Genomic DNA, 20,555 nt, shown 5'->3' on the forward strand with positions numbered 1-20,555 from the left:
GACTTTCCGCCGATGGCAGGGGTACGGCAAGGAACACTTTGCGTCGGAAACGCGATCACCGTACCCTTCCATTCATGGGTACGATCGATCATGGCGCCGGCCTTGGCGCGCCGCAGGATGCCCCGGGCGCGGCCGACGCGGACGCGCTGACGCGGGCGGCGGCCATCGTGCAGCAGCTGTCCCGGCGCATCGACGCGGGACAGCTGAGGCCCGGCGAGAAGCTGCCGTCCATCCGCTCCGCATTCGCCGCCTTTGGCGTGTCGCGCAACACGCTGGTGGAGGCCTATGAGCGGCTCGCCGCCTCCGGCCGGATCGAGGCGCGCCCCGGCTCCGGCTTCTACGTGCTGCGCACCCGCGCGGCGCCGGTGCGCCCGCCCTCGGCCCCCGCGGTGGTGGAAGCGGTGGACAGCGTGTGGCTGCTGCGCGAGCAGCTGGAGCAGCATTACGACGTGCGCGTGGGCGAGGGCCGCCCGCCCCCCTCCTGGATGGAGGGTTCCGAGGTGGGGCGCTATCTCAAGCCCGTCAACCGCCCCGGCCGCCGCCCCTTCCCGGCGAGCTACGGCAGCCCCTTCGGCTTCCCGCTGCTGCGCGAGACTATTGCCGGCCTTCTGGCGGAGCGCGCGATCGCCGCCGATCCGGCACGGGTGCTGCTAACGCAGGGGGCCAACCACGCCCTCGACCTCATCGTCCGCCTGCTGGTGGAGCCGGGCGACGCGGTGCTGGTGGATTCGCCCGGCTATTATCCGCTGTTCGGCAAGCTGCGCCTTGCCAAGGCGCGCACCCTCGGCGTGCGCCGCACGCCGGACGGGCCGGACGTGGACGATCTGGTGCAGAAGGCCGCCCAGAGCGGCGCCAAGCTGTTCTTCACCCAGTCGCTGGCGCACAACCCCACCGGCACGTCACTGACCCCGGCGGTGGCCTACCGGGTGCTCCAGGCGGCGACCCGGCACGATCTTCTGGTGGTGGAGAGCGACCCCTTCGCCGACGTGTTGCCCGCCGCCCAGCCGCGCCTCGCCGCCCTCGACCAGCTGGAGCGGGTCATCCATGTGGGCACCTTCGCCAAGACCCTCTCGGCCAGCCTGCGCTGCGGCTATGTGGTGGCGTCGGCGGCCCTCATCGACCGGCTGGGGGCGCTGAAGATGGTGACCAGCGTGAACTCCTCCGGCTATGTGGAGCGCATCGTCCACGATCTCATCACGTCGGGCGAATACCGCCGCCATCTCAAGCGGCTGCGCGGCCGGGTGAGCGCCGCCACCGCGGCGGCCCAGGCGACGCTGGGGCGGCTCTCTTTGCCCATCTTCGGTCCGCCGGGGGGCGGCTTCTATCTGTGGTGCGCCCTGCCCGAGGGCCTCGACGACAGCGCCCTGTCGCGCCGCGCCGCCGAGCGCGGCATCCTCCTCGCGCCGGGGGCGGTGTTCCATCCCGATGCCGAGCCGCGCCACCCGGCCCTGCGCATCAACATCGCCTATGCCGACGACCCGCGCTTCGAGCGCTTCATGGCCGAGGCGCTGGACGAGGCGCGCTAGGCAAGCGCGCCGGCGCCACCGTCACGTGCGGAAGGCCGGCTCCTCGGCGTCGAGGATCCGCTTGATGCTTTCCAGATGAAGCCGGGCGGATTCGGCGTCGCCGTCGCGCATCTGGCGGGCGGTGGCCTCGGCGACCTCGGGCGCCACGGGGAGCACCTTGCGGCCCGTGGACATGGCGATGCACTGCACCTCGCAGGCCCGCTCCAGATAATACAGGTCGTCCCACGCCTCGGCGATGGAGCGGCCCAGTACCATGACGCCGTGGTGCTTCATGAAAACGATGTCCGCCTCCCCCACCGATCCGGCGATGCGGTCGCCTTCCGAGCTGTCGAGGGCAAGCCCGTTGTAGTCTTCGTCCACCCGCGTGCGGCCGTAGAATTTCAGCGCGGTCTGGCCGGCGTAGATCAGCGGATCGCCCTCCACCATGGTGAGCGCGGTGGCATAGGGCATGTGGGTGTGGAAGGCGACGCGGGCGCGCGGCACGTTGGCGTGCATGCGGGCATGAATGTAGAAGGCCGTCGCCTCCGGCACCCCCTCGCCCGCCACCACGTGGCCCTCATAGTCGCAGACGAGGAGATGCGAGGCGCGCAGCTCGGCGAAGGCGTAGCCGTAGGGGTTCACCAGGAAGAGGTCGTCGTGGCCCGGCACCACGGCGGAGAAATGGTTGCAGATGCCCTCGTGCATGCCGAGGCGCGCGGCGAAGCGGAAACAGGCGGCAAGGTCCACCTTGGCGTTCCACACCTCCTCCCCATCGAGGGGCGGGCGGTTCAGCAGCGGGGCATCGGCGGGCGCGGACGGCGGGGCGCCGGGGTGAAGGGCATGGGCCATGGGCGTCTCCTTGGGGTTTTGGGCGCGCTACCGCGCCTTTCGCGCCTGGGCTTTCGGGGCGGCCTCGGCTGAAGGAACAGCGGCGAGCGGCGCGGCATCGGCGGCGCCCGCGGTGAGATAGGCCATGGTCATCTCGATGATGTGCGCCTTGCGCCGGGCCAGGTTTTCCGGGCTCTTGAGGTCGCGGTCGAAGATCATGGACAGGGTGTAGCGGTTGGAGAGATAGAAATAGCCGAGCGCCGAGATGGAGATATAGAGCTCCACCGGGTCCACCCCGCTGCGGAACAGCCCGCGCGCCTCACCCTGCTCCAGGATCGCCTGGATGGTCACGGCGAGACGGCTGTAGAGCTGGCGGATGATGGGCGATTTCGCCACGTGCTTGCCGCGGTGGAGGTTCTCCGTGTTCATCATCACGATGACCTCGGGCTCCTCGATGAAGGTCTGGAACGTGCTCTCGCAGAGCCGCCGCATGGCCACCACCGGATCGAGACCCGCCAGCGGCACCTCCTCCTGGCGCCGGCGCATGGTCTCGTAGGTGCGCTCCAGCACCTTCACGTACAGTTCTTCCTTCGAGCGGAAGTGGTGGTAGAGCAAATTCTTGCTGATCTTTGCGCGCGCGATGATGGCGTCCACGCGGGCGCCGTCGTAGCCCTTGCGGGCGAATTCGGCCATGGCCGCCGCCAGGATCTTCTCCTGCGTGCCGATGGAATCGCGCTTGCGCGGCCTCTCGCTCACGTCCCTGTGTGCCCCCGGTCCCTCACCGCTCATCAGCACGCCCGGGGCGCGCGCCGTCAACTCCGGCGTGTCCCGACGGCGACGGGGGGCGGGGCGCGGGCTCATGGGGCGCGTCCACGCGGGGCGACGAAGGGCGCGCAGCGCTCGATGGAGATGCGCGTCACCTCCTGCGGGTCGCGCAGCCACCAGTCGAACTTGGAGAAGATCTCGATCTCGAACGGCCCGTCATAGCCGATGGCGTCGAGCAGCCGGCGATAGAAGGCGATGTCGATGACGCCGTCCCCCACCATGCCGCGGTCCTGGTAGACATCGCGGGTGGGGGTGAGCCAGTCGCACAGATGGAAGGTGAGGACGCGCTCCGGCCCCGCCTTGCGCAGGCCGGCCGGAAATTCCGGGTCCCACCAGCAGTGATAGAGATCGGCGACGATGCCGGTGCCCGCCCCCAGCCGCTCCACCAGATCAAGGCACTGGGCGAAAGTGTTGAGGCAGGAGCGCTCGGCCGCATACATGGGATGCAGCGGCTCGAGGCCCAGCGCCACGCCGGCGGCGCGGGCGTGGGGCAGGAGGGCATCGAGCGCCTCCTCCACCCGCCCACGGGCGGCGCTAAGGTCCTTCTCGCCGGCGGCGAGGCCGCCCGGCACCATCACCAGCGTCGCCGCGCCGATCTCGGCGGCGAGGTCGATGCGGCGGCGGTTCTCCTCGATGGCGCGCGCCAGCGCCACCCCGCCGGTGACGTTGACCCACTGGCTGGTGCACAGGCAGGGCACGAACAGCCCGGCATCGCGGATGACCCGGGCCGCAGCGGCCCCGCCCATCTCGTCGGCATAATTGGTCCACACGCCGATGCCGCCGACGCCGTGGCGCGCATAGGTCTCCACCGCCTCCTTCAGGCTCAGCGACCGGGTGGTGATCTGGTTGATGGCGAAGCGCGACAGGTCGGCGGAGGCGTCACCGTGCGCCGGGACCTCCGAGATGACGCTGTCGGGGACGTCGCGCGTCATGCCGCCGCCCGCCGCTCAGCCCTGAGTGCCGCGGTGGCGTCTGCGTCGAGGGCACCGTCGCGCACCACCACGCCGAAGCCGCTCGCGGCGAAGGCGGGGCTCACCTTGCCGTCCAGCACGTCCTCCAGAACCCGCGCCGGATCGCGCTCCAGCGGGTCGCCATAGCCGCCGCCGCCGGCCTGCTCGTGGCGGATGACGGCGCCGTGGAAGACGTTGCGCGTGACCTTGCTGGCAAGCAATTCCGGCGGCGCGCCCTGCCCTTCGCTCAGGAGATTGCGCGAAAGCGCCGCCGGCCCGCCGCCGAACAGGCCGTAGGGCGCATTCACGTAGCGGTCGGCGCGCAGCTGCATCACCGCTTCCGCCGCGGTGAGGCGATACTGGCGCACCACGCCCAGGCCGCCGCGGAACTCGCCGGCGCCGCAGGAATCCGGCCGCAAGGCGTATTCCTCGATCATGAGGGGATAGGTCGCCTCCATGATTTCCACCGGCATGTTGGACATGTTCTGCGACGGGTTGGTCACCGCGTCGATGCCGTCCCGCGTGGCGCGGGCACCGAGGGCGCCGTTGATCATGTCCACCACGATGAAGGGCTCACGGGTCTCCACGTCGTAGCCGCCGAGGCAGACGACGGAGTTGCCTCCCTCCCCGGCCGCCGCCACCCGCGCCGGAACGATGGAGGCGAGCGCGCCGAGCACCGTGTCCACCACCCGGTAGCCGGTGAGCGCGCGCGCCGCCACGGGCGCCGGGAAGTGCGGGTTCAGCACGGTGCCGAGCGGCGCCGTCACGTCGATGCAGCGGTAGACGCCGGCGTTGTTGGGCACGTCGGGATCGAGCACGCAGCGCACCGCCAAATAGGTGGCGGACTTCACGAAGGAGAGGGTGGAGTTGATGGCCCCCTTCACCTGCGGCGCCGAGCCCTCGAAGTCGACGCCGATCTGGTCGCCCTTCACGGTGATGGTGACGTGGATGGGAATCGGCTCGGTGGTGAAGCCGTCGCCGTCGATGAAGTCGGTGAAGCTGTAGGCGCCGTCGGGCCACTGGGCGAAGGCCTTGCGGGTGAGGCGCTCGCCATAGTCGAGGAATTCGGCGAGGAAGCCTTCCAGCATCTCCACCCCGTAGCGGTCCACGAGACGCAGGAACTCGCGCTCCCCGAGCGCGCAGGTGGCGAGCTGGGCGTCGAGGTCGCCGATGACGAGGTCGGGCAGGCGCACGTTCTTGGAGATGATGTCGAACAGCGTCTTGTTGCGCACGCCCTTGTCGTAGAGCTTCAGCGGCGGGATGCGCAGGCCTTCCTGGAAGATCTCGGTGGAATCCGAGGCGTTGGAGCCCGGAACGCGTCCGCCCACGTCGCAGTGATGGCAGATCACCACCGCATAGCCGATTTGCCGCGCCCCGGCGAAGATCGGCTTGAACATGAAGATGTCCGGCAGGTGCATGCCGCCGTCGTAGGGATCGTTGAAGATGATGACGTCGCCGGGGTGGAGGTCGTCGCCATAGTGGCGCTGCAACGCCGCCATGGCGTCGGGCACGGCGCCGAGGTGCAGCGCCACCGTTTTCGCCTGGGCGAGGATGCTGCCGCCCGCGTCGCACATGGTGGCCGAATAATCCAGCACGTCGCGCACGATGGGCGAGCGGGCGGTGCGCATGACCGTATAGGCCATGTCGTCCACGATGGATTCGAATGCGCTCTTCAGCACCGCGAAGGTGATGGGATCGAGCGGCTTGCGCGGGTCGGGGATCACGGCGGGCCTCACGCGAGGGTCAGGAGCAAATTGAGGTGGGCATCCATCTCGGCGTCGGCGCCGGGCGGGATCACCACCGTGGAATCCGCCCCCTCGACGATGGCGGGGCCGGCGAGGCGCGCAGGGCAGGCGCGGCGGTCGTAGACCGGCGTGTCCAGCGTGCCGCGCTCCGGACCGAAATAGACCTGCCGCACGCCCACCGGCTCCGGCACGGGGCCGTCGCGCCGGGCGTTGGTGCGGAAATCGAGCTTGCCGGGCCGCAGGCCGCGACCGACGAGGCGCAGGCTCACGGTCTCGATGGTGTCGTTGGAGACGTAGCTGTAGGTCGCCTGATAGGCGGCGAGATAGGCGGCCTTGAGCGCCGCGCGGTCAGGGCCGGGATAGGCCACGGCCAGCGCCATCTCCTGGCCGCGGAAGCGCAGGTCCATCTCCGGCGCCAGCGTGATGGCGTCCTCCGCAAGGCCTTCGGCCAGCAAGGCGGCGCGCGCCTCCACCCGCATCTCGTCGAGCAGCGCCTCCACCGTTTCCGCGTCGAGGGCGTCGAGCCGGCCGGGCAGCGGGCGGATGAAATAACGCTCCACGTCGCCGGCCAGCATGCCCATGGCGGTGAAGACGCCGGGCGAGGCCGGCACCAGCACCCGCGGCATGGCGAGCTGGCGGGCGATGTCCGCCGCATGCACCGGCCCCGAGCCGCCGATGGCGACGAGGGTGAAGTCGCGTGGGTCGACGCCGCGCTCCACCGTCACCGCCCGGATGGCGCGGGCCATGTTGGCGTTCACCACCTCGCGCACGCCGTGGGCGGCCTCGCGCACGTCGAGGCCGAACGGGGTGGCTAGGTCGCGGGCGATGGCCGTGCGGGCCGCCTCCACCGAGAGGGCACGCGCGCCCCCCGCGAGGGTCGCGGGCAGATAGCCGAGCACGAGATTGGCGTCGGTGACGGTGGGCCGCGCGCCGCCGATGCCGTAGCAGGCGGGCCCCGGATCGGCGCCGGCGGAGATGGGGCCGACGCGCATGAGCCCGCCGTCGTCCACGAAGGCGATGGAGCCGGCGCCGGAGCCGACCTCCGCCACGTCCACCGTCGGCACGCTCATCATGTAGCCGCCCGCCTTGATGAAGCGGCTGGGGGTGGAGATGCCGGCGCGGAACTCGTACTCGCTCACCCGCATCAGTTCGCCCGCATGGACCAGCGAGGCGGAGGCGGTGGTGCCGCCCATGTCGAACACCACGAGGTCGGAGATCTCCACCGCCGCGCCCAGCCGCGCACCGCCCACCACGCCGGCGGCGCGGCCGGAGGAGATGAAGAACACCGGCTTCTCCCGCGCCGTGAGCGAGGAGGCGAGCGCGCCGTTGGAATTGCACACCAGCAGCGGCGCGTTCACCCCGGCGGCGGCGAGGCCCGATTCGAGGCGCGTGAGATACTGCTCCAGCGCCGGGCGCACATAAGCGTTCACCACCGTGGTGGAGGTGCGCTCATATTCCTTCGCCTCGGGCAGAACGGACACCGAGCTCGTCACCTGAAGCTGCGGAAAGTGCTGCGCCAGCAGCTCTTCGGCCCGCTGCTCGTGCACCGGATTTCGGTAGGAGTTGAGGAAGCACACGGCGACCGAGACGATGCCCGCGCCCACCAGCGCGCCGGCGGCCGCAAGAAGCGCCGCCTCGTCGAGGGGCACCAGCACGCGCCCGTCGGCGGCGATGCGCTCGGGCACCTCCAGGCGGTGGCGGCGGGCCACCAGCGGGATCGGCTTTTCCCACTGCAGGTCGAACATGGAGGGGGTGCGCAACCGCCCGATCTCCAGCACGTCGCGGAAGCCCTGCGTGGTGATGAGGCCGGTCCGCGCGCCCACCTTCTGCAGCAGGGTGTTGGAGCCCACGGTGGTGCCGTGCACCACCTCGGTCACCGCGCCGGGATCGATGCCGGCGTCGGCGACGATGGCGGCGATGCCCTCCAGAACCGCGGCCTCCGGGGCGGCGGGCGTGGAGGAGACCTTGCGGTGGAAGACGCCGCCGCGACCGTCGGCGAGGACGAGATCGGTGAAGGTGCCGCCGATGTCGACGCCGATCCGCGCGCCCGAGCCCCTGGAGGACCCACCGGACCCGGTCGGGCCACGCTCCAGATCCAGTTCAATGCCCATGGCGCGCGCACTCCAATTATTGGACTAGATGGTTAGTTAGGCGCTCATGGCGCGTCAAGAGATGGGGACGCACAAAGAGTTTGCGGCATCCGCCGAATAATTGGTCTTGCAGGTGGAATTGGACCATATAGTCTCATTCAAAACGTAGGGGATCACAGCATGACCTGGTTCGCTTTTGGCCGTCGCGCGCCGGGCGCACGTGCCTTCGCCGCCCTCCTCGCCACCACTCTGATCGGTGCCGCCGCCGTCGCGGCGCCCGCCGCGGCCCAGACCGCGGCGCCGGAGAAGCTCACCGTGCGGCTCGATTTCTCCCCCTGGGGCGTGCATGCCGGCATGCAGCTCGCCAAGGAGAAGGGCTGGTTCAAGGACGCCGGTCTGGACGTGGACGTGCAGGACGGCCGCGGCTCCGGCAACACGCTCCAGCTGGTCAATTCCGGCCAGGTGGACGTGGGCCAGATCCAGCTCGGCCTGCTGCCCCAGGCGCGGGAGAATGGCTCGCAGGTGAAGTCGTTCGCCGGCTTTGACAAGCGCACCGACCTCGCCGTGCTGGTGGACAAGGACAGCCCCATCACCAAGGTGTCGGACTTCGCCGGCAAGAGCGTCGTGGTGTTCGCCGCCAGCCCGTGGGCGCCCTTCATCGACTACTGGCTGAAGCAGGGCGGGCTCGACCGCACCAAGGTCAACGTGATGTTCGTGGACCCCGCCGCCCTGTGGGGCACCTACACGGCGAAGCGCGCCGACGGGCTCATGTCCACCTCGCCCTCCGCCCTCCCCGTCGCCGAGGCGGCGCGGCCCTCCAAGGCCATCCTCGCATCGGACGCGGGCGTGGTCTTCCCGAGCTACGGCCTCATCGCCACCGAGAAGACCATCGACACCCGCAAGGACGCGCTGAAGAAGCTCGTCGCCGTGCAGCAGAAGGCGTGGGACTACATCCGCAACGGCCACGTGAGCGAGGCGGCCGACGCCATCATCGCCCAGCGCCCGGATGCCAAGCTGAACAAGGCCGTGCTGGAGGAGCAGATCCGCCTCACCATCGACTTCTTCGACACCCCCGCCACCAAGGGCAAGCCCTTCGGCTGGCAGGCGGAGGAGGACTGGACCAAGGCCCTCGCCGCGCTGGAAGCCGCTGGCGCCGTCAAGCCCGGCACGAAGCCGGAGGCGTATTTCACCAACGAGCTCGTGAACTGATACGCTCGGATCATGTCCTGACGGGTCGCAGCACCATGGCGTATGTCTCCATCGACCGCGTGAGCAAGGCCTATGCCTCGCCACGCGGCCCGGTCCATGCCCTTGAGGACATCGTGCTCGATGTCAACGAGGCCGAGTTCGTCTCCATCCTTGGCCCGTCGGGCTGCGGGAAGTCCACGTTGCTCAAATGCGTCGCCGGGCTGGAGAAGGTCACGGGCGGCAGCATCTCCATCCACGGCGAGAAGCTGTCTGGTCCGCCGCTCGAAATGGGCATGGTGTTCCAGCGCGACGTGCTGCTGGACTGGCGCACCATCCTCGACAACGTGCTGCTCACCGCCGAGTTCGCCCACATCCGCCGCAGCGCTGTCATCGACCGGGCGCGGGCGCTCCTCGCCCGCTTCGGCCTCGCCGGCTACGAGGGGCGCCATCCGTGGGAATTGTCCGGCGGCATGCGCCAGCGCGTCGCCATCTGCCGGGCGCTGCTCACCGACCCCAAGCTTCTGCTCATGGACGAGCCCTTCGGCGCGCTGGACGCCATGACGCGGGACGACCTCAACCTCGAGCTCGCCCGCATCTGGCAGGAAACCCGGAAGACCGTGGTGTTCGTCACCCACGGCATCCAGGAGGCGGTCTTCCTCTCCGATCGCGTGGTGATGATGGACCGCAACCCCGGCCGCATCGTCGAGATCATCGACATCGACCTGCCCCGCCCGCGCGCCCTGGCGCTGCGCGAGACGCCGGAATTCGGCCGCTACGTGGCGCACATCCGCCACCTGTTCGCCAGCCTCGGCGTGCTGAAGGACGACGCCCCCGCGGAGGCCGAGGCCATCGCCCGCGCCGCGGCCGGAGGGCATGGCCGATGAACCGCCTCTATTCCGCCCTGTATGAAACCGCCATGGTGGCGGCCCTGCTCGCCGGCGCGCTGGTGCTGTGGCAGCTGGGCGTGGCGGTGTTCCGCCCGCCGGCCATCATCCTGCCCGCCCCCACCGACATCTGGGCCGAGTTCATCAGCTCGCCCGGCTTCTTCCTGCGCATGGCGGCCTTCACCCTCTACACCACCCTCGCGGGCTTCGCCCTGGCGGTGGTGCTGGGCCTCGTGCTCGCAGTGGGCATCGTGCATTCCAAGTTCCTGGAGCGCACGGTCTACACTTTGCTGGTGGCGCTCAATTCCGTGCCCAAGGTGGCGCTGGCGCCGCTGTTCGTGATCTGGATGGGCACCGGCATCGAGCCGAAGATCGCCATCGCCCTGATGCTGGCGCTGTTCTCCGTGGTGATCGACGCCGTGCTCGGCCTGCGCACCGTCGATCCGGACATGGTGAACCTCGCCCGCGCCAGCCGCGCCTCCACCTTCGACATCCTGCGCAAGATCCGCCTGCCCAACGCGCTGCCCAGCATCTTCGCCGGCCTGAAGGTGGCCATCTCCTTCGCGCTGGTGGGCGCCATCGTCGGCGAGTTCGTCGCCGGTTCCGAAGGCCTCGGCTTCGCCATCCTGACCGCCCAGGGCCAGTTCGACACGCCGCGGGTGTTCGTCTGCCTGTTCCTGCTGGGGCTGCTCGGCACCGTGCTGTTCTACGTGGTGGAGGCGGTGGAGACGCTGCTCCTGCCCTGGCACGTCTCCAAGCGCGCCGTTCCCGGCAGCGACCACTGAGCGAGGGCGGCCCAGCCCCCGTTCCGGCGCCCGCGCGCCTCGGCCGGCGCGAGGCGCTGCTCGCGGCGGCGGCGCTCGCCGCCACGGCGCTCCTGTGGGGCAGCAACCACGTCGCCGCCCGCGCCATCCACGGCGACGTGCCCCTCCCGGCGCTGATGTTCTGGCGCTGGGCGCTGGCCCTCGCCGTGCTCACCCCCTTCGCCCTGCCCGGCCTCATGCGCGAATGGCCGGTCATCCGTCCGCAGCTCTGGCGCATCTTCGTTCTGGGCACGGCGGGCGTCGGGCTGTTCTCCGCCTGTCTCTTCGCCGGCGCCTATTACAGCCTCGCGCTGGAGGTGGGGCTGCTCAACGCGACGACGCCCATCTGGGTTGTGCTGATGGCCATGGCGGCGGGGGCGCCCTCCGGCGGGGCGCGGCAATGGGGCGGCATCCTGCTCGCCCTCGCCGGGGTCGCCACCATCCTGCTCAAGGGGTCGCTCGCCGGCATCGGCACCCTCGAATTCCACGTGGGCAACATATTCACCCTGGCGGGCGCCATCGTGTTCGCCTGGTACACCCTGGCGCTCGGCGCGCGGCCCCTCGGCATCTCCTCGCTGAGCGCCACGGTGGTGATGGCCTGGAGCGGCCTCATCAGCATCCTCGCGCCGGCCTATGCGGGCTATCTGCTGCTCGGCGGCACCGATCCGCTCCTCTCCGCCGATCGTCCGCCCGCGGCGAGCCTTGCCGTCGCCTATATCGCCTTCGGCCCGACCCTGCTCGGCAACCTGTTCTGGATCTACGGCGCCTCGCGCCTCGGTGCGGCGCGGGCGGGGCCGTTCCTCTATCTCTCGCCGGTGGCCTCGCTGGTGCTGGCGGTGACCCTCCTCGGCGAGCCGCTGGCCCTGTTCCAGCTTGCCGGCGCCTGCGCCATCCTGTGCGGCGTCGCCCTGTCGAGCACGGCGCGCCCCGCCGCCTGAGGCCGGCCGGCGCCGATCTTTATGAGATTCCTATACGGACGGTCGGGCGCCCGTCTCGAATCCTTATGCGCCGTCTTCCAGATTGAGCCTTGCGGAGACCGGTGCCCTGCGGGGGATGCACCGGCGCTTCGGCGTGGGGCATGAGCCCCACGCACCCCGATCACTCGAAGGCACGCACGATGCTCGACATGGTGATGCTCGCATTGGGCTTCGGACTGTTCGCCGGGGCCATCGGCTATGGCTTCGTCTGCGAGCGGCTCTAGCGGCTCGACCCCTCATCGACTTCGAGGCGGGCGACCCACCGGGCCCATCGACGACATCGGCCCGGCGGATCGCGCGCCGACCAAACCCCTTCCGGCACCCTTGCCGAGGAGACGTCCCATGATCGTCGACTATGTCGCCGGTGGCCTCGTGGCCGCTGGCCTCCTCTTCTATCTCACCCTCGCGCTCGTAAAGCCCGAGCGGTTCTGAGGAGCCCATCCCATGCCCCTCGATCTCACCTTCACCGGCCTGATCCAGATCGCCCTATTCTGCCTCGCGGTCGGGCTGCTGACGCGGCCGCTCGGCGGCTACATGACGCGCGTCTTCACCGGCGAGCGCACGCTGCTCTCCCCGGTGCTGCGCCCCGTGGAGGGCCTCGTCTACCGCGCCGGCGGCATTGATCCGGCACGCGAGCAGCACTGGCTCGCCTATGCCGTCTCCATGCTGGTGTTCCACGCCGGCGGCTTCCTGCTGCTCTACGCCATCCTGCGGCTCCAGGGCTTTCTGCCGCTGAACCCGCAGGGCATGGGCGCGATGACGCCGGAGCTCGCCTTCAACACGGCGATCAGCTTCCTCACCAACACCAACTGGCAGAACTACGGCGGCGAGAGCACCCTCAGCTATCTCACGCAGATGCTGGGCCTCGCCCACCAGAACTTCCTCTCCGCCGCCACCGGCATCGCCTTGGCGCTGGCACTGATCCGCGGCTTTTCCCGCGCCTCGGTGCGCACGGTGGGCAATTTCTGGGTGGATGTGACGCGCTGCACCCTCTACGTGCTGCTGCCCATCTGCATCGTCTACGCCCTCTTCCTGGTGTGGCAGGGCATGCCGCAGACCCTCGGCGCCTATGTGGACGCGACGACGCTGGAAGGCGGCACGCAGACCATCGCGCTCGGGCCGGTGGCCTCGCAGGTGGCCATCAAGATGCTGGGAACCAACGGCGGCGGCTTCTTCAACGCCAATGCCGCGCACCCGTTCGAGAACCCCACCGCGCTCTCCAACTTCGTGCAGATGGTCTCCATCTTCGCGCTCGGCGCGGCGCTCACCAATGTGTTCGGGCGCATGGTGGGCGACGAGAAGCAGGGCTGGGCGATCCTTGCCGCCATGGGCGTGCTGTTCATCGCCGGCGTCGCGGTGACCTGGTGGGCGGAGGCTTCGGGCACGCCCGCGCTGAACGCCCTCGGCCTCTCCGGCGGCAACATGGAGGGCAAGGAGCTGCGCTTCGGCATCGTCGCCTCGGCGCTGTTCGCGGTCATCACCACGGCCGCCTCCTGCGGCGCGGTGAACGCCATGCACGACAGCTTCACGGCGCTCGGCGGCATGATCCCGCTCATCAACATGGAGCTCGGCGAGATCATCGTCGGCGGCGTGGGCGCCGGCCTCTACGGCATGCTGCTGTTCGTGGTCATCACCATGTTCGTGGCCGGCCTCATGGTGGGCCGCACGCCGGAATACGTGGGCAAGAAGATCGAGGCGAAGGAAGTGAAGATGGCCATGCTCGCCATCCTCGTCCTGCCGCTGATGATGCTCGGCTGGTCCGCGCTGGCGGTGGTGCTGCCCTCGACGGTGGCCTCCATCGCCAATCCGGGGCCACACGGCTTCTCGGAGATCCTCTACGCCTTCACCTCGGCCGCCGCCAACAACGGCTCGGCCTTCGGCGGGCTCACCGGCAACACGCCCTTCTACAACGTGACGCTGGGCATCTCCATGTTCGTCGGGCGCTTCCTGATGATCGTGCCGGCCCTCGCCATCGCCGGTTCGCTGGCGGCGAAGAAGACCGTGCCGGCCTCGGCGGGCACCTTCCCCACCACGGGCGGGCTGTTCGTGGGGCTTTTGGTGGGGGTGATCCTCATCGTCGGCGGGCTCACCTTCTTCCCGGCCCTCACCCTCGGGCCCATCGCCGAGCACCTCGCGGCGCTGGCGGGCCAGAGCTTCGGTGCGGGAGGCTGACGTGGCCGAACCCGACATCCGCCCCGGGCGGCGGGGGCGCGACGCCCGCCCCGCCCGCCGCCTGCCGCTCAGCCCCTCGGAGCTGATCCTGATCGCCAGCGTCGCGTGCCTCGTGGCCGCGGCCGCCGTCCAGGCGGTGATCGCGCTCATCGCCGAGGCCTCCGGCCAATGACCCCTTCTGCAAATTCGGGAGTTGCTCCCATGGCAAGACAAAGCTCAAGCGTGATGCAGACCTCCATCCTCGTTCCCGCCATCGGCGCGTCGTTCAAGAAGCTCGATCCGCGCGCGATGGTGAAGAACCCGGTGATGTTCGTGGTGGAGGTGGTGGCCGCGCTCACCACCCTCCTGTTCCTGCGCGATCTCGTCACCGGCGGGAGCGGCCTCGGCTTCTCCTTCCAGATCATCCTGTGGCTGTGGTTCACCGTGCTGTTCGCCAATTTCGCCGAGGCGGTGGCCGAAGGCCGCGGCAAGGCGCAGGCCATGACCCTGCGGCGCACCCGCACGGAGACGCAGGCCAAGCTGCTGGCGGCCGACGGCAGCCACACCAGCGTGCCCGGCACCGCCCTCAAGGTGGGGGATGTGGTGCTGGTGGAGGCGGGCGACGTCATCCCCTCCGACGGCGAGGTGGTGGAGGGCGTCGCCTCGGTGAACGAGGCCGCCATCACCGGCGAGAGCGCGCCCGTGATCCGCGAATCCGGCGGCGACCGCTCGGCCGTCACCGGCGGCACGACCGTGGTGTCCGACTGGCTGAAGGTGCGCATCACCGCCGCCGCCGGCTCCACCTTCCTTGACCGCATGATCGCCTTGGTGGAGGGCGCCGAGCGGCAGAAGACGCCGAACGAGATCGCCCTCAATATCCTCCTCGCGGGGATGACCATCATCTTCATCTTCGCCACGGCCTCGATCCCGAGCTTCGCCGCCTATGCGGGGGGCACCATCTCGGTGGTGGTGCTGGTGGCGCTGTTCGTCACGCTCATCCCCACCACCATCGGCGCGCTGCTCTCCGCCATCGGCATCGCCGGCATGGACCGCCTGGTGCGCTTCAACGTGCTCGCCATGTCGGGCCGCGCGGTGGAGGCGGCGGGCGACGTGGACACCCTGCTGCTGGACAAGACCGGCACCATCACCCTCGGCAACCGGCAGGCCTCCGCCTTCCGCCCGGTGCGCGGCGTCAGCGAGCAGGAACTGGCGGATGCCGCCCAGCTCGCCTCGCTCGCCGACGAGACGCCGGAAGGCCGCTCGGTGGTGGTGCTGGCCAAGGAGAAATACGCCATCCGCGGTCGCGACATGGCGAGCCTCAACGCGCAATTCGTGCCGTTCACCGCCCAGACCCGCATGAGCGGCGTCGATCTCGACGGCGCTTCGGTGCGCAAGGGCGCGGTGGACGCCATCCTCCGCCATGTGGAGGGCACGAGCCACGCCGTCGCCTCCTCGGGCGCCCTCGCCAACGTGCGCACCCTGCCCAATGCCGAGGCGGTGCGGGAGATCCAGGCCATCGCCGAGGAGATCGGCAAGGCCGGCGGCACGCCGCTCGCCGTCGCCCGCGACGGCCGGCTGCTCGGCGTCATCCACCTGAAGGATATCGTGAAAGGTGGCATCCGCGAGCGCTTCGCCGAGCTGCGCCGCATGGGCATCCGCACGGTGATGATCACCGGCGACAACCCGCTGACCGCCGCTGCCATCGCCGCCGAGGCGGGGGTGGACGACTTCCTCGCCGAGGCCACCCCCGAGGCGAAGCTGAAGCTGATCCGCGACGAGCAGGCCAAGGGCAAGCTGGTCGCCATGTGCGGCGACGGCACCAACGACGCCCCGGCGCTGGCCCAGGCCGACGTGGGCGTCGCCATGAACACCGGCACGGTGGCCGCCCGCGAGGCCGGCAACATGGTGGACCTCGACAGCGACCCCACCAAGCTCATCGAGATCGTGGAGATCGGCAAGGCGCTGCTGATGACGCGCGGTTCGCTGACCACCTTCTCCATCGCCAACGACGTGGCGAAGTATTTCGCCATCATCCCGGCCATGTTCGTGGCCTTCTACCCGCAGCTGTCGGCGCTCAACGTGATGGGCCTCGCCTCGCCGCAGAGCGCCATCCTCTCCGCCATCATCTTCAACGCGCTGGTCATCATCGCGCTGATCCCGCTGGCGCTGAAGGGCGTCGCCTTCCGGCCCATCGGCGCTGCGGCGCTGCTGAAGCGCAATCTCGCCATCTACGGCCTCGGCGGCATCGTGGTGCCCTTCGTCGGCATCAAGGCCATCGACCTCGCCGTCTCCGCTCTGCACCTCGTCTGAGGAGTTTCATCCCATGCTCAAGGACCTTCGCCCGGCGCTCGCCGTGCTCATCCTGCTCACCGCCCTGACGGGCCTCGCCTATCCCCTCGCCATCACCGGCGTCGCCCAGGCGGTATTCCCGACGCAGGCCAACGGCAGCCTCGTCCGCAAGGACGGGACCGTCGTCGGATCGGCGCTCATCGGTCAGAACTTCACCGCTGAGCGCTATTTCCACGGCCGCCCCTCCGCCACCACCGGCGCCGACCCGGCGGATGCCTCCAAGACCGTGCCGCAGCCCTACAACGCGGCCAATTCCATGGGCTCCAACCTCGGCCCGACCAATCCCGCCCTCGCCGACCGGGTGAAGGCGGACCTTGAGACCCTCAGGGCCGAAAACCCCGGCGCGCCGGTGCCGGTGGACCTGGTGACCACCTCGGGCAGCGGGCTTGATCCCCACGTCTCGCCGGCGGCGGCGCTGTTCCAGGTGTCTCGGGTGGCCAAGGCCCGCGGCCTGCCGGAAGAGACCGTGCGCCAGCTGGTGCTTGCCCATGTGGAGGAGCGCACCCTCGGGCTTCTCGGCGAGCCGCGGGTGAACGTGCTCGCCCTCAACCTTGCGCTCGACACGACGCGGGCGCAGTGACAGACAACTGACCGATCATGGGCGCGCCGTCCCCGGCCCGGGGGCGGCGCGTGATCCGTGGAAGGAGCCATGGCCGAAGAGCGTGCCGAACCCGTCCGACCCTCGCCCGAGGCGCTGCTCGCCGCAGCGCGGCAGGAGGCGCGCGGCCGCCTCAAGATCTTCCTCGGCGCGGCGCCGGGCGTCGGCAAGACCTACGCCATGCTGGAAGCCGGCCGCGCCCGCGCCGCCGAGGGCGCCGACGTGGTCATCGGCATCGTCGAGACCCACGGCCGACGCGAAACCCAGGCGCTGGTGGAAGGGCTGGAGCTGATCCCCCGCCGCCAGGTCGCCTACAAGGGCCACGTGCTGGACGAGATGGACCTCGACGCCATCCTCGCCCGCCGCCCCGCCCTGGTGCTGGTCGACGAACTCGCCCACACCAACGCCCCCGAGAGCCGCCACGCCAAGCGCTACATGGACGTGGAGGAACTGCTCGCCGCCGGCATCGACGTCTATTCCACCCTCAACATCCAGCACGTGGACAGCCTCAACGACGTGGTGGCGCAGATCACCCGCGTGCGGGTGCGCGAGACCGTGCCCGACGCCATCATCGACCGGGCGGACGACATCGAGGTCATCGACATCACCCCGTCGGACCTCATCCAGCGGCTGCACGACGGCAAGGTCTACGTGCCGCAGACGGCGCGGCGGGCGGTGGAGAATTATTTCTCCCCCGGCAACCTCACCGCCCTGCGCGAGCTGGCGCTCCGCCGCACCGCCCAGCGGGTCGACGACCAGCTGCTCACCCACATGCAGGCCCACGCCATCCCCGGCCCCTGGGCGGCGGGCGAGCGGGTGCTGGTCTGCGTCAGCGAGGATCCGCGCACCCCGGCGCTGCTGCGCTACGCCAAGCGCCTCGCCGACCGCCTGCGCGCCCGCTTCGTGGCGCTCAACGTGGAGACGGCGCGGGTGCTGCGCCTCGACGCCACCCAGCGCGCCCGCATCGCCGAGTGCATGCGCCTTGCCGAGCGCATGGGCGGGGAGGCGGTGACCATTCCCGGCGGCACCCGCATCGCCGACGACGTGCTGGCCTATGCCCGCGCCACCAACGTCACCCAGATCGTCACCGGCAAGTCGGATCGCCCGTTGTGGTTCGAGATCCTCAACGGCTCGGTGGTGCATGATCTGGTGCGCAGGTCCGGCAACATCTCGGTCCATGTCATCGCCGGCGAGGCCGAGGCGGCACCGGCGCCGGATCGGGTGGAGCCGGCCCCCGTCCGGCGTATCGACGCCCGGCCCTACCTCGTCAGCCTCGGCGTGGTGGGCGTCGCGACGCTGGTGGGCTTCGGCCTCCAGCAGGTGCTGGCGCTGCAGAACATCGCCCTCGTCTTCCTCACCGCGGTGCTGGTGAGCGCGGTGCAGTTCGGCCTCGGGCCGGCGCTGTTCGCCTCCCTCGCCGGCATGCTGGCGTTCAACTTCTTCTTCATCCCGCCGCTCTACACCTTCACCATCGCCGACCCGGAGAACGTGGTCGCGCTGTTCTTCTTCCTGGTGGTGGCGGGCATCGCTTCCAACCTCACCGCGCGGGTGCGGGCGCAGGCGCTTGCGGCCCGGGCGAGGGCCAAGACGGCGGAGGACCTCTACCTCTTCTCCCGCAAGCTGGCGGTGGCCGGCACACTCGACGATCTGCTGTGGGCCACAGCCTACCAGATCGCCTCCATGCTCCAGGTGCGCGCCGTGCTGCTGCTGCCCGAGGGCGACACGCTGGCGGTGAAGGCCGGCTATCCGCCGGAGGACGACATCGACGCAGCCGACCTCGCCGCCGCCAAATGGGCCTTCGAGCACAACCGCATCGCCGGCCGCGGGGCCGATACCCTGCCGGGGGCGAAGCGCCTGTTCATGCCCATGCAGACCGGGCGCGGCGCGGTGGGCGTCATCGGCATCGACCGCGACGCCGAGGGCCCGCTTCTCACCTCCGAGCAGCGCCGGCTCATCGACGCCCTCGCCGACCAGGCGGCGCTGGCGGTGGAGCGGGTCAACCTCGTTGCCGACGTGGAGAAGGCGCGCCTCCAGACCGAGACGGAGAAGCTGCGCGCCGCCCTCCTCACCTCCATCTCCCACGACCTGAAGACGCCGCTCGCCTCCATCCTCGGCGCGGCGGGCACGCTGAAGGACTTTTCCGGCGCCCTCGATGCGCCAGCCCGCATCGATTTGCTCGCCACCATCGAGGAGGAGGCGGAACGTCTCAACCGCTTCATCGCCAATCTGCTGGACATGACGCGCCTCGAGTCCGGCGCGGTCTCGCCCCATGCGGGCTATCATGACGTGAGCGAGATCGTCGGTACCGTGCTGCGCCGCGCCGGGCCGATCCTGCGCAACCATCGCGTCGCCACCCGCATCGCGCCGGACCTGCCCATGTTGTTCATCGACCCGGTGCTGTTCGAGCAGGCCCTGTTCAACCTGCTGGACAATGCCGCAAAATACGCGCCGGAGGGCTCGCAGGTGCTGATCGAGGGCTATAGCGACGGGCGCGAGGTGGTGGTGCGCGTGCTGGACGCCGGCCCCGGCATCGCGCCCGAGGACCGCGCCAGGGTGTTCGACAAGTTCTTCCGGGTGCGCAAGGCCGACAGCGTGCGCGCCGGCACAGGCCTCGGGCTCGCCATCTGCCGCGGCTTCATCGAGGCCATGGGCGGCACCATCACCGTCTCCGGCCGCTACGACGGACCCGGCTCTGCCTTCACCATCCGCATGCCCGTGCCCCCCGCCCCCAGGCTGGAGGCCCTGCCGTGAGCGCCCGCGTGAAGGTGCTGGTGGTGGACGACGAACCGGCCATCCGCCGCCTGCTGGTGGCCGGGCTCGGCACGCAGGATTACGAGGTGCTCACCGCCGCCACCGCCGCCGAGGCGGAGGCGGAGGCGGCGCGGGCGCGGCCCGATCTCGTCATCCTCGACCTCGGCCTGCCCGACCGGCCGGGGCAGGCGCTTCTGGCGGCGTGGCGCGCGGCGGGGGAGGACATGCCCGTCGTCATCCTCTCCAGCCGCACCGACGAGCCGGGCATCGTCGAGGCGCTGGACGCGGGCGCCGACGACTATGTCACCAAGCCCTTCGGCATCAACGAACTGATCGCCCGCATCCGCCTCGCCCTGCGCCACCGCCTGCAGCGCCAGGGCGAGAAGCCGCTGTTCCAGGTGGGCGACCTCTCGGTGGACCTGGTGCGGCGCATCGTGCGGCTGAAGGGCGAGGAGGTGAAGCTCTCGCCCAAGGAATACGACATCCTGCGCCTGATGGTGCAGCATGCCGGCAAGGTCCTCACCCACCATTTCCTGCTCCAGCGGGTTTGGGGGGACGCTTACGACGTGCAATATCTGCGCGTCTACGTGCGCCAGCTGCGGCAGAAGCTGGGCGACGACCCCGAACATCCGCGTTACATCCGCACCGAGACCGGCGTCGGCTATCGCCTCAGCGCGCCGGAGTGAGGGCGCGAGGGCGCTGAGCGGCCGAGGCCAGCGCATGCGTCGGGGCCCGCGCCAGTCTCTTTCACCATCGCCCTCCCTCCCCCTCCTCCGTCGCCCTCCGGCTTGACCGGAGGGCCCATGGCACGCCCGGGCGCTCTGCACAGGCGGAGAGATGGGTGCTCCGGTCAAGCCGGAGCACGACGGCGGGGGGAATACCGGAAGCGGGAGTGGCCGGGATCGCCGCCC

Annotated in this window: 18 protein-coding genes; 13 read left to right on the forward strand and 5 right to left on the reverse strand. The window is 70.2% G+C overall.

Annotated elements, in window-relative coordinates:
• Positions 1–74: 74 nt before the first annotated feature.
• Positions 75–1,526 carry an aminotransferase-like domain-containing protein gene (locus ABLE93_RS01830; protein ID WP_348837540.1) on the forward strand — a complete coding sequence of 484 codons (1,452 nt, stop codon included), beginning with the start codon at positions 75–77 and terminating at the stop codon, positions 1,524–1,526.
• A gap of 21 nt (positions 1,527–1,547) precedes the next feature.
• On the opposite strand, the gene ABLE93_RS01835 is transcribed toward ABLE93_RS01830, so the two are convergent.
• From ABLE93_RS01835 to ABLE93_RS01855, 5 genes are all read right to left on the reverse strand, one after another.
• A complete protein-coding gene (locus tag ABLE93_RS01835; RefSeq protein WP_348837542.1) occupies positions 1,548–2,354 on the reverse strand; it encodes an aldolase in 807 nt (268 codons plus the stop codon).
• A gap of 27 nt (positions 2,355–2,381) precedes the next feature.
• Positions 2,382–3,089, reverse strand: a complete 708-nt coding sequence (locus tag ABLE93_RS01840) for a TetR family transcriptional regulator (RefSeq protein WP_348837543.1) — start codon at positions 3,087–3,089, stop codon at positions 2,382–2,384.
• A 101-nt stretch (positions 3,090–3,190) separates the two neighbouring features.
• The gene (locus tag ABLE93_RS01845) at positions 3,191–4,090 is read right to left on the reverse strand and encodes a sugar phosphate isomerase/epimerase family protein (RefSeq protein ID WP_348837544.1); all 900 of its coding nucleotides are present in this window, start codon (positions 4,088–4,090) and stop codon (positions 3,191–3,193) included.
• Complete coding sequence (locus ABLE93_RS01850) at positions 4,087–5,832, reverse strand: hydantoinase B/oxoprolinase family protein (RefSeq protein ID WP_348837545.1); 1,746 nt, start codon at positions 5,830–5,832, stop codon at positions 4,087–4,089. The genes ABLE93_RS01845 and ABLE93_RS01850 overlap by 4 nt, the downstream gene beginning before the upstream one ends.
• Positions 5,833–5,840: 8 nt before the next feature.
• Positions 5,841–7,964 carry a hydantoinase/oxoprolinase family protein gene (locus ABLE93_RS01855; protein ID WP_348837546.1) on the reverse strand — a complete coding sequence of 708 codons (2,124 nt, stop codon included), beginning with the start codon at positions 7,962–7,964 and terminating at the stop codon, positions 5,841–5,843.
• A 159-nt stretch (positions 7,965–8,123) separates the two neighbouring features.
• On the opposite strand from ABLE93_RS01855, the gene ABLE93_RS01860 reads away from it, so the two are divergent.
• The 12 genes from ABLE93_RS01860 to ABLE93_RS01915 all read left to right on the forward strand — a co-directional run bounded on the left by ABLE93_RS01860 (position 8,124) and on the right by ABLE93_RS01915 (position 20,330).
• Complete coding sequence (locus ABLE93_RS01860; RefSeq protein WP_348837548.1) at positions 8,124–9,152, forward strand: ABC transporter substrate-binding protein; 1,029 nt, start codon at positions 8,124–8,126, stop codon at positions 9,150–9,152.
• Positions 9,153–9,187: 35 nt separating this feature from the next.
• Positions 9,188–10,015, forward strand: coding sequence for an ABC transporter ATP-binding protein (locus tag ABLE93_RS01865; RefSeq protein ID WP_348837549.1), 828 nt, complete (start codon positions 9,188–9,190; stop codon positions 10,013–10,015).
• The gene (locus ABLE93_RS01870; protein ID WP_348837551.1) at positions 10,012–10,800 is read left to right on the forward strand and encodes an ABC transporter permease; all 789 of its coding nucleotides are present in this window, start codon (positions 10,012–10,014) and stop codon (positions 10,798–10,800) included. The genes ABLE93_RS01865 and ABLE93_RS01870 overlap by 4 nt, the downstream gene beginning before the upstream one ends.
• Before the next feature lie 56 nt (positions 10,801–10,856).
• The gene (locus ABLE93_RS01875; protein ID WP_348838460.1) at positions 10,857–11,756 is read left to right on the forward strand and encodes a DMT family transporter; all 900 of its coding nucleotides are present in this window, start codon (positions 10,857–10,859) and stop codon (positions 11,754–11,756) included.
• Between the two features lie 140 nt (positions 11,757–11,896).
• Positions 11,897–12,019: a hypothetical protein gene (locus ABLE93_RS01880; protein ID WP_348837552.1), complete on the forward strand. Its 123-nt coding sequence runs from the start codon at positions 11,897–11,899 to the stop codon at positions 12,017–12,019.
• 118 nt (positions 12,020–12,137) lie between these two features.
• The gene (locus tag ABLE93_RS01885; RefSeq protein ID WP_348837553.1) at positions 12,138–12,227 is read left to right on the forward strand and encodes a potassium-transporting ATPase subunit F; all 90 of its coding nucleotides are present in this window, start codon (positions 12,138–12,140) and stop codon (positions 12,225–12,227) included.
• A gap of 12 nt (positions 12,228–12,239) precedes the next feature.
• A complete protein-coding gene (kdpA, locus tag ABLE93_RS01890; RefSeq protein ID WP_348837554.1) occupies positions 12,240–13,967 on the forward strand; it encodes a potassium-transporting ATPase subunit KdpA in 1,728 nt (575 codons plus the stop codon).
• A 1-nt stretch (position 13,968) separates the two neighbouring features.
• Positions 13,969–14,139, forward strand: a complete 171-nt coding sequence (locus ABLE93_RS01895; RefSeq protein ID WP_348837556.1) for a hypothetical protein — start codon at positions 13,969–13,971, stop codon at positions 14,137–14,139.
• Between the two features lie 29 nt (positions 14,140–14,168).
• Positions 14,169–16,256: a potassium-transporting ATPase subunit KdpB gene (kdpB, locus tag ABLE93_RS01900; protein ID WP_348837558.1), complete on the forward strand. Its 2,088-nt coding sequence runs from the start codon at positions 14,169–14,171 to the stop codon at positions 16,254–16,256.
• Positions 16,257–16,269: 13 nt separating this feature from the next.
• A complete protein-coding gene (locus ABLE93_RS01905; protein ID WP_348837559.1) occupies positions 16,270–16,875 on the forward strand; it encodes a K(+)-transporting ATPase subunit C in 606 nt (201 codons plus the stop codon).
• Between the two features lie 69 nt (positions 16,876–16,944).
• Complete coding sequence (locus tag ABLE93_RS01910) at positions 16,945–19,644, forward strand: DUF4118 domain-containing protein (protein WP_348837560.1); 2,700 nt, start codon at positions 16,945–16,947, stop codon at positions 19,642–19,644.
• Positions 19,641–20,330, forward strand: a complete 690-nt coding sequence (locus ABLE93_RS01915) for a response regulator (RefSeq protein WP_348837561.1) — start codon at positions 19,641–19,643, stop codon at positions 20,328–20,330. Before ABLE93_RS01910 ends, ABLE93_RS01915 begins: the two co-directional genes overlap by 4 nt.
• The last annotated feature ends 225 nt before the right edge of the window (positions 20,331–20,555 follow it).

Source organism: Xanthobacter pollutisoli, from assembly GCF_040044995.1.
Classification (GTDB): domain Bacteria; phylum Pseudomonadota; class Alphaproteobacteria; order Rhizobiales; family Xanthobacteraceae; genus Xanthobacter.

Coding starts and splice junctions, on each gene's coding strand:
- ABLE93_RS01905 (WP_348837559.1), top strand. CDS start 16,270: ATGCTCAAGGACCTTCGCCCGGCGCTCGCCGTGCTCATCCTGCTCACC.
- kdpA (WP_348837554.1), top strand. CDS start 12,240: ATGCCCCTCGATCTCACCTTCACCGGCCTGATCCAGATCGCCCTATTC.
- kdpB (WP_348837558.1), top strand. CDS start 14,169: ATGGCAAGACAAAGCTCAAGCGTGATGCAGACCTCCATCCTCGTTCCC.
- ABLE93_RS01880 (WP_348837552.1), top strand. CDS start 11,897: ATGAGCCCCACGCACCCCGATCACTCGAAGGCACGCACGATGCTCGAC.
- ABLE93_RS01860 (WP_348837548.1), top strand. CDS start 8,124: ATGACCTGGTTCGCTTTTGGCCGTCGCGCGCCGGGCGCACGTGCCTTC.
- ABLE93_RS01865 (WP_348837549.1), top strand. CDS start 9,188: ATGGCGTATGTCTCCATCGACCGCGTGAGCAAGGCCTATGCCTCGCCA.
- ABLE93_RS01830 (WP_348837540.1), top strand. CDS start 75: ATGGGTACGATCGATCATGGCGCCGGCCTTGGCGCGCCGCAGGATGCC.
- ABLE93_RS01855 (WP_348837546.1), bottom strand. CDS start 7,964: ATGGGCATTGAACTGGATCTGGAGCGTGGCCCGACCGGGTCCGGTGGG.
- ABLE93_RS01870 (WP_348837551.1), top strand. CDS start 10,012: ATGAACCGCCTCTATTCCGCCCTGTATGAAACCGCCATGGTGGCGGCC.
- ABLE93_RS01885 (WP_348837553.1), top strand. CDS start 12,138: ATGATCGTCGACTATGTCGCCGGTGGCCTCGTGGCCGCTGGCCTCCTC.
- ABLE93_RS01845 (WP_348837544.1), bottom strand. CDS start 4,090: ATGACGCGCGACGTCCCCGACAGCGTCATCTCGGAGGTCCCGGCGCAC.
- ABLE93_RS01910 (WP_348837560.1), top strand. CDS start 16,945: ATGGCCGAAGAGCGTGCCGAACCCGTCCGACCCTCGCCCGAGGCGCTG.
- ABLE93_RS01835 (WP_348837542.1), bottom strand. CDS start 2,354: ATGGCCCATGCCCTTCACCCCGGCGCCCCGCCGTCCGCGCCCGCCGAT.